We start from the raw sequence: 13,233 nt of genomic DNA, 5'->3' as shown, positions 1-13,233 counted from the left end.
GCTCAAAGCCGGGCGATACGTATCTGCCGCTCGCTTACCGCGGTGTGCAGCCCCTCGCCGGCTCCATGCCATGTGCGCGCTTGACCGCGTCGGTCTGTTCCGACGCCAGGAACGCGAGAAAACGCGCGGCGGCTTCCTGTCGCTGCGATGCGGAGCAGATTGCCGCCGAAAAGACCGTAGTGAGCTGGACGTCGGGCGGTAACGGCCCGACCACCTCGATGCCGGGTGCACCCGTTAGCTCACTCAATTGCTGAAAACCGAGTTCGACTTCGCCGCTGGCAATCAGGCTGGCGACCGGCACGCCCGGCGGCGTCTGAACGATGCGCGAACCGATCACTTGAGCTATGCCGAAGCGCGCGATCAACTTCAACAAGTGCTCGCCGCTCGGGCCCGTCGAGTAGCCGATTCGTGACGCGCCCAGTATCGCGTCGCGCAACGCCGCCGCCGATCCGATATCCGGATGCGGCGCACCGGCTGCAACAGCGACGGCCATACCCGAGCGCACGATTTCGATGCGCGCAACCGCAACATGGCCGTCGACTGCGAGGCGCTCAAGAGCACCGGACGCCAGCACCGCGAAGTCGAACGGCTCGCCATCCTGCACGCGACGCACAGCCTCGACCCCGCCGATCGACGTAACACTCACGCGGCAACCCGATTCGCGCCGGTACTGGTCGATCAGGTCTGCCAACAACTTGCGCGTCGCCATCGATCCCACGCCGGTCAACACGTCGCCCATCTTTAGCTCGTCCACTGCCGATTGCGTCCCGCTTAGTCGATATAGCGCAGCCCCGCCTCGCGCAGCGGCTCACGCATGTTGTACATATCGAGGCCCAGCACGCCGGAGGCGAGCTTCGCACGCTTGGCCGCCTCGTTCGCCTCGCGGGCGGTGGCGGTCTCGAGTACCTTCGCGGCGAGCGCAGACGGAACCGCGACCACACCGTCTGTGTCCGCAACGATCACGTCGCCGGGATTGACGAGCGCGCCTGCGCAGACGACCGGAATGTTCACCGATCCCACCGTCGCCTTGATTGTGCCTTTCGCGGAAATCGCCTTGCTCCACACCGGAAACTGCATTTCCTCGAGGACGTCGACATCCCGCACGCCAGCGTCGATGATCAGCGCTCTCGCGCCGCGCGCCTTGAAGCTTGTGGCGAGCAGGTCACCGAAGTAGCCATCGGTGCAGTCGGCCGTGACCGCAGCGACAACGATATCGCCCGGTTGGATCTGCTCAGCGGCAACGTGCATCATCCAGTTGTCGCCCGGATGCAGCAACACCGTCACCGCAGTGCCCGACGCGCGCGCGCCGCGGTAGATCGGCCGCATGTACGGCTTGAGCAGACCGGTTCGCCCCATGGCCTCGTGCACGGTTGCCGAGCCCAGTTCGCCCAGTTTTTCCGCGACGGCACCATCGGCGCGCGGGATATTGCGGTAGACCACGCCCATTTCGTACATGCTCAAAGTCCCTTCGATTTGAGTTGCGCGTCGAGACGCGGATAGACACGGCGTGCATTGCCTTCGTAGATCTTGTAGCGATCCTCAGCATCGACATGCGCTGCTTCGATATAGCGTTTCGTGTCGTCGTAGTAGTGGCCAGTCTCGGGATCGATACCCCGTACCGCCCCGATCATCTCGCTTGCGAAGAGGATGTTGTCCACCGGAATGACTCGTGTCAGCAGGTCGATGCCTGGCTGATGGTAGACGCACGTATCGAAGAACACATTGTTGAGCAGGCGCTCCGCCGCCCGGGGCTTGTTCAGTTCCTGTGCCAGCCCGCGGAATCGGCCCCAGTGGTACGGCACCGCGCCGCCGCCGTGCGGGACGATAATGCGCAGCGTCGGAAAATCCTTGAACAGATCCGATGTCAGGCATTGCATGAACGCCGTCGTGTCGGCGTTCAGATAATGCGAGCCGGTGGTGTGAAAGCACGCGTTGCAGCTCGTGCTCACGTGAATCATCGCCGGGATGTCGTACTCGACCAGCTTTTCGTAGAGCGGATACCACTGGCGGTCAGAGATCGGCGGGCTCGTCCAGTGGCCGCCCGACGGATCGGGATTCAGATTGATCGCGACATTGCCATACTGCTCGACACATTTGACCAGTTCCGGAATGCACGTCGCAGGATCGACGCCGGGGCTCTGCGGCAGCATCGCGGCCGGCACGAAATTGTCGGGGAACAGTTGGCTGACGCGGTAGCAAAGCTCATTGCAGATCGCGGCCCACGTGCTCGAAATATTGAAGTCGCCGATGTGATGCGCCATGAAGCTCGCGCGCGGACTGAAGATCGTGAGATCCAGACCGCGCTCGCGCATCAGTTTCAGTTGATTGAGTTCGATCGATTCGCGCAACTCGTCGTCGCTGATCCGCAAGTCGGATACTTTCGGCATTTCGGCCGGGCTGTTGATGCCCGCGATCTGCCGGCTGCGCCACTGTGCAAGCGCTTCTGGCGCCGTGGTGTAGTGGCCATGAATATCGATGATCATTGATACTCCTGCTTCCTGCTATTGATGAATCGTCCGGCGACCCGCCGAAAACCGGAGTCGCGCCGTCGGCCGCCGCGCGTTGATGTGGCGCGCTGGCTAATCCGTGCGCAAGACTGTGCGGCGCAAACAAGGTAATGCCGGATGGCGAGCGCATCGCCCCTGATTGGTTACCGTCGCTACGGTACGAATTGGCGCCCTGCCGCCGGTAGCTAGGGTTATCCCCTGGAATTCGGCGAAAGCGCAGCGCATCGCCAGGCTCGCACGCGTAGCTTGCAGGCTCGAAATGGCGCAAACCGTCTAGCGAAGGGGCACAGCGCGTAAGCCCGCTCCACGCTTACCAGGGTGGTTCGTGCCACCCATCGTCGGAAGATAGATAAGTAAAACGGATACCTGGATAATCATCGAGAAAGTGCGCCGGGTTGAATTCTGTCCGGCCTCCTGGCTCTGGTCGGCCTGCGCCCCGGGCGACCCTGTCGCCAATGCCATGATCGCGATGTGCATCGCACCGGGCTCGCGGATCACTCGCGGATCACCAACGTCGGCATGCCGGGCTATCTCACGCGGCGTCCACGACCACACGGCCAGCACTGGGCGCGAAGCCGCGTTAGTATCCGATTCGTCCTCCGTCACCCGACGGGCACCGCCATGTGCAGCCGCGCCTCGATCCCCGGGCCGACAAAATGAACAACGTCGAGTTCTTTCACACCCTGGTGGTCCTCATCGCCGGCGCGGGCGTGCTGACGTGGCTCGCGGAGCGTCTCGCCATCGCACCCGCCGTTGTGCTGCTGCTGGGCGGCTCCGCCATCGCGCTCACGGGCGGCCCCGCGCCCGACATGGACCCCGACCTCCTGCTCGCAGCAGTCCTGCCGCCGCTGCTCATGTCGAGTTCGTTCTACACCGCGTGGAAGGATTTCCGGCGCGAGATCGGCACCATTTCATCGCTCGTGCTGGGCGCCGTGGCGTTCACGACCGTCGCGGTGGCCGTTGCCGTGCACGCCGTCGAGCCGACGCTGCCGTGGGCCGCATGCTTCGCGCTCGGCGCAATCGTCTCGCCGCCCGACGCCGTCGCCGCCAAAGCGATGCTGCAACGCTTCCCGTTACCCACACGGCTCGTTACCGTGCTGGAAGGCGAGAGCCTCGTCAACGATGCGTCAGGTCTGCTGCTCTATCAGATGGCCATCGCTGCAGCGGTCGCCGGAGCGTTCACCGCGCCGCGCGCGGCCGTCGTGTTCTCGATGCTCACCTTGATCGGCGTGACTGTCGGCGCCCTTTGCGGGTATGGCATGACATGGCTCATCAAGCGCCTTCGCGAACCCATGCTCAGCATCATGCTGACGTTCGTGATGGCCTGGGCCAGCTATGCGATCGCCGAGGCACTGCACGGGTCCGGCGTGCTCGCGGTCGTGACCTGCGGGCTCGTACTCGGGATTCGCCAGCATCAGTCATTCGACGCGTCCACGCGCATCAAGGCGGAGGCATCCTGGGAAGTCATCGTCTTCGCGCTCGACGCATTCGTTTTCATCCTGATCGGCCTCGCGCTGCACGGCATTCTCACGCGCATGCAAGCGCGAAGCGCACTGTTCACCGCAGGGCTCGGGGTCGCGTTTGCCGCCACCGCGGCCGCGATCGTCGCGCGAATCGTGTGGGTGGGGCTTGCGATCTGGCTGCCGTCGGGGATCGCCGCGCGGCGCGGCATGCGGGTGCGAGCGTGGCGCTTCGGCGAGGCGTGCGTGCTCGGCTGGGCGGGCATGCGCGGCGTCGTGAGCCTCGCGGCCGCGCTCGCCCTGCCCGACGGCTTTCCGGGCCGCGACGTCATCATCTTCAGCACGTTCATCGTGATTTTCGCGACGCTCGTCATTCAGGGTCTATCGCTCGCCCCGCTGATCCGCCTGCTGCATCTGCGCGCGAAGAAGCGCACGAGCATGTCCGAACTTGAAGCACGCTCGCATGCGTTCCGTGCGGCGCTGGTCGAACTCGAGAAAATCGCGGAAACGACGACGGACGACGAATGCGAAATCGTGCAACGCCTGCTCGACGAATACCGCCTTCGCGTACGTGCCAATGAAAACGCGCACGCGTCCGGCGCCGCGCACGTGGAGCGGCGCGCGAAACATCTGCGGCTGGAACTCGCACTGGTTGCGAAGTCACGCGAGGCGCTGCTCACGCTGCACGACGAAAACCTCATTCAGGATGCCGTCTTGCACCGTATTGAAAACGAGCTCGATCTCGAGGAATTCAGGCTTCAGCGCCTGCTCGAACCATGATCGGCGCGCGCGCGGGCTACGGCTTGCCGCCGGCTCGCGTCTGCGCGACGCGCGAGCGCAGACGCGGTGTAGCGAAGTCGAGAAATGCGCGCAACTTGAGCGGCAGCGGTGCCTGACCCGCATGCACGAGGCTGATCGGCCAGGGCAGAGGCTCGAAGGCTTCGAGCACGATGTCGAGCTTGCCGTCCTCGAGCGCGTCCTTGATCTGATACGACAACACGCGTGTGAGCCCGACACCCAGCATCGCGGCTTCGATGGCGGCATCGACCGTGTTGACGACGAGTCGCGAATGCACCGCGACCTGCACCGGCGCCTTGTCCGCCCGCAGCACCCAGTTGCGCGCGGCCCCCAGCCCTTCGACCGTGATGCATCGATGGCCAGTGATATCGCGCGGTACCTGCGGCACGCCGTGCTCCGCAAGATAGCCAGGACTCGCGCACATCACACGCCGTATCGCGCCGAGACCGATCGCCACGCTCGTGCTGTCGGGCAGATCGCCGATGCGGACTGCGACGTCAATGTGCTCTTCGAGCAGATTGACCACGCGATCGAGCAGCACCAGGCGAACGTCGATCTCCGGATAGAGCGCGAGAAAGGCCGCCACGACCGGTACGACATGCAAGCGGCCAAACACGACCGGCGCGGTGATCGTGAGGTCGCCTTTGGGCGTGGTGTACTCACCGGTCGCGGCGCGCTCGGCCTCACCGACGTCCTCAAGAATGCGCCGGCATGCGGCCACGTACGACACGCCAGCCTCGGTCAGCGAGAGCTGGCGTGTCGTTCGGGTGAGCAGGCGCGTCTTGAGCTGCGTCTCGAGTTCGGCGACTTTGCGGCTCACCGTGGCGAGCGGCATACCAAGCTGCCGAGCTGCGGCGGAAAGACTGCCCGCGTCGACCACGGCAACCAGCACGGACATCGATTCGAGGCGGTCCACCGGACTCCAATAGGACGGAACGTTGATGGCCGATCTTGCCGCATTCTTCCCGCAAGCGAAAGCACGTAACGCGGCGCGAGCGAGACGGCACAAAGTTCAACGGTGCGATCGGCTGTCTGGTGGCGCGAACTGCGGTTCGGTTCTGTGCCCGTGGTTCATTTGATGAACACAGGGCGCGTCGGCATGACAATGCCGGACGGTTGTGTCGAAGCAAAACCGCCAGATTGCGCCGCACTCGATCCGCGGCACCCGAGCCAATAACGCACGAGCGCGAGCACGAATGGGACGCCGGACGGAGCAAACGGTCTGAGTCGCACGAACGACGAAATGGCGTCGAGCCCGGCAATCGGGCGCCACGGCAGACGCAGTTGCTGTGGAAGCGCTATTCCGGCACCGGATCGTGGCAGCAAACGCAAATCTTGTTGCCTTCTGGATCGCGAAAATATGCGCCGTAGTAGTCAGGATGATAGTGAGGTCGCAAGCCCGGCGGACCTTCGGATGTTCCGCCGATAGCGAGCGCAATGGCATACACCGCATCGACGCACGCCCTGTCCGGCGCCAGCAGCGCCACCATCTGGCCATTGCCGGGCTGTGCGCAATTGCCGTCGTAGGGCGTCCCGACGATGATGATCGGACGCGGCATGCCCGGCGCCGTCCAGCCGGCCCAAGCACCCGACCATGGGGTATCGCGCTCGCAGAACTTCGGCGTGTGTCCGAGCGCTTGCATGATGGCGGAATAGAACTCGAAAGCCCGATCGAAGTCGTCAATTCCGATGAAGACGTGCGAAATCATTTCGTCCTTTTGCGGTACAAGCGGCGCAACCGTCGTCGCTAGAATGAAATCCGTTCAACTCTCATTGGCGAAACTTGCATGCAACTCATCGACCACGTATCAATCGGCGTGCCCGACATCGACGCAGCCAGGCCATTCTACGACACGATCATGGCCGCACTCGGCGCGTCGAAGGTCTACGACCGGCCGCAGGCGCTTGGCTACGGCGAGCGCTGCTCGCAAGCCGACACGATGTCCACATTTCTCGCGGTCTATCTCGACGCGAGCGACATCGGTGTGAACAGGCAGCATTGGTGTTTCAAGGCGCAGACGCGCGCGCAGGTCGATGCGTTTTTTACGGCGGGCATCGCCAGTGGCGGACGGTCCGATGGCGAGCCGGGACTGCGTCCGCACTATCACGCGACCTACTACGCGGCGTTTCTGTTCGATCCGGCGGGCAACCGCGTCGAGGCCGTGTGTCATGCGGCACCGGTGTAAGTTCAGCGGTCTCAAGGTAGTGGCCTACGCGGCAAGGTGCACCTCCGTGGGACGGGCCACAAGCCGGTGTTGGCCTGAATAGCCGCTGAAGCCCTCGCGCGAATCGCTTCGTAGTTCGCTAACGGCTCAGGACTGAAGCGTCCGTTTGACGAGCGCCAGGTCACCGGAAGTCTCGGCGCAGTGAACCTTCGAGCGTTAACGCTCACTCGGGCGATCGCGTTTCGGCCGTGTTCCCTCCCATTTCGTGTGACCTGGAGTCGGTAACCTGATATGGGATCTGGTGACCTTGATTACAGTGATTGGCCTCGTTGGATCGCTGCATCAAGTTCATCGGCTGACCAGCAAGCTCTTCTTCGATGACACAGCCGCCCAGGAATGTATTAGGAAGTCGAGTTCGGGAGAGCGATATTCATCCCACAGAGGGTTACCTTTGAGCTTTCCAGGCTCCCATAGCCGGCAACCATTCGGGGGTTTAGTTTTTAAAATCTTGAGGTTAGCCGTGGTTCAGAAGGTAGAACCTGAATAACTGGGGCGCGTTTGTTGTTTCCCTCAGGGCGATTCGGAGCCGTAGAGACGCCAAGGTAGCTGGAAATGGGACCTCTGCGGTTGGTGACCACTTACTTGTCGACAGGGTCCCGGTTTTGGGAGACGTTTTTATCTCTCTGCACAGGTTTCAGTGTTTACCTATAACGCTTTAACAACTTTAGTAAACCTTTAGCAGGCTGGAAGCCTTACCTGGCATGGCTTTGCGGGCGATTTGGTTGCTCGTTATGGGATTTCGGGTACGCGATATGGGTACTTCGGGTTGTGGATATGGGAACTCGGTATCCGGGTATGGGTTTTCGGGGTTGTGGATATGGGGAAACGGTCTCGTTCTATGGGGTGAACGTGCTGGAAGTACCAAGGTAACGTGATATGGGATGTGCTAAAGGTCACTGTCTATGGTGTCACGGGCGGATTCAGGGGGCGTTTTTTCGGGTTGTCTCTGTCCTATAGGTTGCCTGTTATGGGAGATTCTGTTGGTCACCAATTATGGGGGCGTTATTTCACGGAGTTTCAGGCGTTCCTTCGGGGCCCTGGATGCGCGGCCCCACTCCGCGCGGACGTCTCGTCGCAGAGGAATCAAAGGTCACTTGCTATGGGATCAGTCGAAGGTAGCCAGATATGGGTGTTTCCGCGTCAATCGCTCGTGGTTCTGAGCGACTTCTGGATTTGGCTGGGTAGCGTGTTATGGGATGGCCTAAAGGTCGCTATTCATGGGATATGTTCTGGGCGACGCACGTCGGGTGGCTGTGGATAACCGTGACACCAGGAATTTCCCATAGTTGGATACCTTAACGGTGTTCTCTCTGAGAGTAAGTACTCACACCTTCAGGAATGGTTGCGGGTTATGGGATTCCGCCAGGATCGATTGCCCGCTAAGGTATCCACTTATGGGAGTGCCCCTCGCAAGCTCCGATCGTGCCCCGGGCCGCACCTTGTAGCCGCGGGATGTCAATCGGCGCGCCTGGCAATGTTGTTGCGTGGCACGGGTTGATTGCGTTCTTGAGTCACCTGTTCGCTTGGTATACAGTTACCAACCGATCAGGTTCCCTTCTAACGTGGGTCACATGGCAAGAAAAAAGGCCGATGCCGGCGATGCCGATAAGCAAGGCGCACTCATATTTCAGCAGGGCCAGCCGCCTGATCTCTTCCGCAAGGCCGTTCCGGCGATTCATATTGCGCCGAAGTCCGGATCCATCAGCCTTCAGCAGCGCAAGATGTTCAGTTCGCTGATCAAGCACGCCATTCGCCAGGACTCGCTTGATCCGGGCCGCTCGTCGTTCGAGATCACCATCTCCGCGCTCTCGCAGGATGTCGATCTGAACAGCAACAACACTGAATACGTCAAGGAGACGATCAACTCGTTGATCAGTACGGTCGTCAACTGGGACTATCTCACGCAGGATAAGCGCAGCATCTGGAAGGCGTCCGGCCTGCTCGCCGGGGCCGAGCTCGAGCGTTCGGTGCTGCGCTATACGTTTTCCGAACAGATTCGCGGTGAACTGCTCAACCCGGAAATCTACGCGATGATCGACATGCGGATCACGCGTCAGTTCAGAAAGGCGCATTCGCTTGCGCTCTGGGAAAACGTCGTGCGCTACGAGGCGGTCGGAATGACTGCGCGCTTTCCGCTTGCGACGCTTCGCGATTTGATCCTCGGCCAGGATACGTCGGCACAGTCGTACAAGCTGTACAAGCAGTTCAAGAGTCGTGTGCTCGTGCCGTGCATCAAGGAAGTGAACGAGATTTCGGATCACATCTTCGAACTCATTGAGCACAAGGTTGGTCGCTCGGTTGTTGCCCTTCAGTTTCGGGTGATGCGCAAGCCCGAGACCGACCCTTCCCAGGAATTCCGTGGGAACGAGACCGTGCTGATTGGCGAAATGTCGAAATTCAGCATTCCGGTCTCCGAGGCGAAGCGCCTGTTGAAGCAGTACGGCGAAGAAAAGATCCGAACGGCGGTTGCCTACACCGCAGCCCGTATCGCGCAGAAGAACGCTGCGCCGCTTGCGAATGTGGCGGCCTACTTCCGCAAGGCGCTGATGCAGGGTTACGAGTTGCCCGGTGCCAACGCGGCAGGCGCCGTGGCTGAATCGGTGAAGGCGCGCGAGAGCCAGGATCAGGTCAAGGATCGCTACATCGCCGCCAAGATCGCCGAGGCGCGTGCCTACTTCAACGAACTCGAATATGACGACCAGACGGCGCTGATCAAGCGCTACAACGAGACGGTCGGTATGGACAAGCTCAAGGTCTCGACCACGAAGGTGCCGAGCAAGATGGCATCGACCAACTTCTTCCGCTGGGTCGTCCTCGATACCTGGGGGCAACCGACGGCCGCAGATCTGCTCGAATTCCTGCTAAGCGGCCAACAGGGACCAGGTGCTGCGGATGCTCAGTCCTCTTCCGATGTCGAACTCGCCCTGAAAGCGCGCGCCGAGTGAGCATTAGGAGTGGCGTGCTGTCGCTGCGTATTGCGATATCAGGCACGCGACACCAGGAATTTTCTAAATTCCATGAATAAGCGGTCGTAAGTTAATTTGCGCCGCCCCTCCCCTTCCAGTTGGCTTCGCGTTTGGTCAACTCCGGCTTTGATTCTGTCCTCTTCGACTTCGGCCTGATTACATCCTATGCAGTCAGGTCGAGGCCTTCACAACATTCGAGTCTGTCTGGGATCTCCACGTGGAGATCGAAATCGGTAGCCCAGCATCCGATGAAACCTGATCGCGCTAGACAATGTTTCTCGTCAATGCTGATCAAACGGGTCCTGACTTGACGCGCATTCGTCAAGGGGGGCTGCGTAGCGAGACGTGTTCGGGTTGCGTTGGATCTCCGCGTGAAGAATTTCCTTCCTGGCAATTTTGTTCCAGGTAGCGATGTCGGTCGCGTAATCAAAGCGTTCCGGGGATATCTCCACGTGGAGATCAAGATGAGCCCTTGGGGTCGCGACTTGCATTGCGTATCGATCTGCTGTGAATCGGAGCGCGATTCGCGTTATGAGTCAGTGCGGGCTCGCCGTTGAATCCAGCGTGCTCAACGTGCGATGAGTCGTAAATTTTGTAGATATGCTGCCGCGCCTTCCGTCCGTATTCTTTCCGCTCCAGTGTACAACCGCATCGACATCCGTCGATTCTCCACGTGGAGATCACACACTAACTACGCTCTGCACCGCAATAGCACTGCGACGCCCTCTTTTTGTCACCCGGGCCATTCAAGACTCGTCCTTTTGGCCAAACGGTTGTGAGTCGGCAACGGATTTGGCGGAAAACCTAGAATTTACTTTAACGTGCCGTTAGACTCCCAACTGGCGCGCTGGCGTCTCCACGTGGAGAGTGCACGAGGGTGATCGTCAGAGATTGAACATTGCATGGAGAACCGAATGGGACTGGTCATAGCCGTAGCGAATCAAAAGGGTGGCGTGGGTAAAACCACCACCACCATGAATCTGGCCGGGGCGTTTCAGTCTGAGGGGTACAAAGTCTATGTCGCCGACGCTGATGGCCAGCAGTCATGCATGAGTTGGTGCGCTGCAGCCGGTCCAGATACACCGCTTCCGTTCCGGGTCGGTAGCATTCACAAGCTCGAAAAGATGATTGGACCCGAAGTCGCCGCGCTTGCCGACGACTACGACGTAGTGATTGTCGATTGCCCTCCCAACATCAACGACCTCACGACTGCACGCGTGCTAGCCGTTGCGGATGCCACGGTCATCCCGACCGATGCTTCCCCCATCGATATCTGGAGTAGTGAAGGGATGATGGAATTGGTTGAACGCACACGTATCGCCAATCCAGCTGGAAAATTCGCAATTTTGCTGAATAAATCGAACTCGAAGACGCTGTTGCACACACAGATGAGCGCGATCCTCGCCGAGAGCAACGTGCGTGTTCTGTCGTCCACGATCAAGCAGCGGGAACTGTATCGGCAGACGGCCGCGCTAGGTCGAACGGTATTCGACGTTCGCGGCGTCCGGGGGGCCAAGGTCGCAAAAGACGAAATCAGCGCGCTCTATAACGAAATCATTGCACTTGTTCAGGAAGAGGAGGAGATCGTCGATGGCCGCTAAGCTCAACTTCACCAGCAAGGTCCGTGCGGGTATGGCGGTGGAGCGTGTCTCTGCCGGGGAGCGTCTTGCTGAAGCCGATGTCGTCAACATCGCGCAGCGCGAGGCGGCCGTCGTCACCCAGCCGGAAGAGGGGAGTGCCCAAACGGAATCGCATGCGGTCAGACAGATTCTGGTCGAAGACGTCGTTTCTAATCCGTACAACCCGCGCGCTTTCTACAGCGCGGAAACGATCGATGAACTCGCGGATAGTTTCGAGAAGCAAGGTCAGATCACGCCAATTCTGGTCACACACCTTGCCGAATTCCCGGGCAAATACGTCATCGTCGACGGTGAACGGCGCATCCGTGCAGCCCGCTCGCGCGGCGACAAAACGATCGAAGCCGATGTTCGGGACGGGCTCGACAGTCAGAACCTCTACCTACGCGCTTACCATGCGAACAAGGAGCGCGAGGAGCAGACCGTGTTCGACGACGCGCTCGCGTGGAAGAAGCTGCTCGACGAGCGGGTCTATGTCGACCAGGTCGAGCTGGGCGTAGCCGTGGGCGAGGATCCGAAGCATATCAGCAAGGTCATCTCGCTCACGTCGCTTCCGCCTTTGCTGCTGCAACGCATGGCGCAGAACAAAACGGACGTCGGACTTGGACATGCCTACAACATCAAGCTGATTTTCGACCGCGCCGGAGCGAGCGTCGCGGAGCATTGGCTCGATCAGGTCATCGAAGGGAAGGCGACCGTTCGCAAGCTCGAGGCCGCTGCGTCGGCCGAAGCGGGCGCGCGCCGGATCGGCCCGCGTCGTACGCATTACCAGTCGCGCGTACAGTTCAATCGTCCCGACGGCGTAGCGCTCGGCGAATTGAAGCTTTTCGGCGATGGACGAGCCGAACTCAGCCTAACTGGAATTGCCCCCGCCGATCAGCAGCGCCTCGCGGAACGCGTTAAAGCCGTAATCGAGCAATGGGCATCGGAAATGGAGACGCCGGAGACCGTGTAGTCTCAGGTGGGCGTCAGTTGCGAGAAATAGGGAGTTTCAGTGGGCACGTGAGGCGTTACACGCCTCACTGCGTGCTCTTCGAGAGGGCATAGGGTCAAATCCGTGAAACAAGGAAAGACGATTCGTGCTGCGGAATAAGGTTTAAAAATCAGCGAGATACGATAGATTTCCAAGAATGTTTCACGATTTAAGCGGCTATGGGGCCGGTAAACATCTACTTTTGGGGCGAAATCATGAGCTTGCGCCCGCGCAGCTTACGTGTAGCGCCGAAATGTAATGTTTGATACGTAAAAATCATTTTTTATACAAATTGCCTAAATGTGGCGGGATTGACAAACAATCGGCGCCAGGCGATGCTTATTCCCCATGAACTGCCGCCAATTTTCGATTGCGCTGATTATTAGCACCATTCCAGGAATGGTGGGTTAGCGCGCGTCGATCGCAGTGTCACGCAGTTGTCAATAACCCGCCCCAAGAGGCGGGTTTTTTGTTTCCGCCTCCTGGCTAAATGTACTGCAGCGTAGGAGCGCCTATGTCGGCCAACCCGAGCCACACCCCAGTCGAAGTCCGCACGACCGAGCAGACTGATTACCTCCGGAAAATCCTCACCGCCCGCGTCTACGACGTCGCCCGCGAGACCGAGCTGGAGCGCGCGCCGAACCTCTCGGCGCGCCTTGGCAACGCC

At 60.4% G+C, this 13,233-nt stretch carries 10 protein-coding genes; 5 read left to right on the top strand and 5 right to left on the bottom strand.

What is annotated here, in order from left to right:
• Positions 1 to 34 precede the first annotated feature (34 nt).
• From D1Y85_RS22910 to D1Y85_RS22900, 3 genes are read right to left on the bottom strand one after another with little or no spacing between them, the layout of a single operon-like run.
• On the bottom strand, positions 35 to 739 hold the full coding sequence (locus D1Y85_RS22910; RefSeq protein ID WP_246025027.1) for a substrate-binding domain-containing protein: 705 nt from the start codon (positions 737 to 739) through the stop codon (positions 35 to 37).
• Positions 740 to 771: 32 nt separating this feature from the next.
• A complete protein-coding gene (gene ligK / locus D1Y85_RS22905; RefSeq protein ID WP_124153365.1) occupies positions 772 to 1,455 on the bottom strand; it encodes a 4-carboxy-4-hydroxy-2-oxoadipate aldolase/oxaloacetate decarboxylase in 684 nt (227 codons plus the stop codon).
• A gap of 2 nt (positions 1,456 to 1,457) precedes the next feature.
• On the bottom strand, positions 1,458 to 2,483 hold the full coding sequence (locus D1Y85_RS22900) for an amidohydrolase family protein (RefSeq protein ID WP_124153364.1): 1,026 nt from the start codon (positions 2,481 to 2,483) through the stop codon (positions 1,458 to 1,460).
• Positions 2,484 to 3,163: 680 nt separating this feature from the next.
• On the opposite strand from D1Y85_RS22900, the gene D1Y85_RS22895 reads away from it, so the two are divergent.
• Positions 3,164 to 4,747 carry a Na+/H+ antiporter gene (locus D1Y85_RS22895; protein WP_124153363.1) on the top strand — a complete coding sequence of 528 codons (1,584 nt, stop codon included), beginning with the start codon at positions 3,164 to 3,166 and terminating at the stop codon, positions 4,745 to 4,747.
• A 16-nt stretch (positions 4,748 to 4,763) separates the two neighbouring features.
• On the opposite strand, the gene D1Y85_RS22890 is transcribed toward D1Y85_RS22895, so the two are convergent.
• Both D1Y85_RS22890 and D1Y85_RS22885 read right to left on the bottom strand, forming a co-directional pair.
• The gene (locus D1Y85_RS22890; protein WP_246025023.1) at positions 4,764 to 5,681 is read right to left on the bottom strand and encodes a LysR family transcriptional regulator; all 918 of its coding nucleotides are present in this window, start codon (positions 5,679 to 5,681) and stop codon (positions 4,764 to 4,766) included.
• A gap of 382 nt (positions 5,682 to 6,063) precedes the next feature.
• Positions 6,064 to 6,474 carry a VOC family protein gene (locus D1Y85_RS22885; protein ID WP_124153362.1) on the bottom strand — a complete coding sequence of 137 codons (411 nt, stop codon included), beginning with the start codon at positions 6,472 to 6,474 and terminating at the stop codon, positions 6,064 to 6,066.
• A 78-nt stretch (positions 6,475 to 6,552) separates the two neighbouring features.
• On the opposite strand from D1Y85_RS22885, the gene D1Y85_RS22880 reads away from it, so the two are divergent.
• The 4 genes from D1Y85_RS22880 (at position 6,553) to D1Y85_RS22865 (ending at position 12,548) form a co-directional block, all read left to right on the top strand.
• Positions 6,553 to 6,951, top strand: a complete 399-nt coding sequence (locus D1Y85_RS22880; protein ID WP_124153361.1) for a VOC family protein — start codon at positions 6,553 to 6,555, stop codon at positions 6,949 to 6,951.
• 1,610 nt (positions 6,952 to 8,561) lie between these two features.
• A complete protein-coding gene (locus D1Y85_RS22875) occupies positions 8,562 to 9,935 on the top strand; it encodes a replication initiation protein (protein WP_124153360.1) in 1,374 nt (457 codons plus the stop codon).
• Positions 9,936 to 10,870: 935 nt separating this feature from the next.
• A complete protein-coding gene (gene parA / locus D1Y85_RS22870; protein WP_124153359.1) occupies positions 10,871 to 11,557 on the top strand; it encodes a ParA family partition ATPase in 687 nt (228 codons plus the stop codon).
• Positions 11,547 to 12,548 carry a ParB/RepB/Spo0J family partition protein gene (locus tag D1Y85_RS22865; RefSeq protein ID WP_124153358.1) on the top strand — a complete coding sequence of 334 codons (1,002 nt, stop codon included), beginning with the start codon at positions 11,547 to 11,549 and terminating at the stop codon, positions 12,546 to 12,548. The genes parA and D1Y85_RS22865 overlap by 11 nt, the downstream gene beginning before the upstream one ends.
• Positions 12,549 to 13,233: the final 685 nt, after the last annotated feature.

It is taken from the genome of Paraburkholderia dinghuensis (assembly GCF_003837865.1).
Taxonomy (GTDB): Bacteria; Pseudomonadota; Gammaproteobacteria; order Burkholderiales; family Burkholderiaceae; genus Paraburkholderia; species Paraburkholderia dinghuensis.
This window is presented reverse-complemented; position numbering and strand designations above follow the sequence as displayed.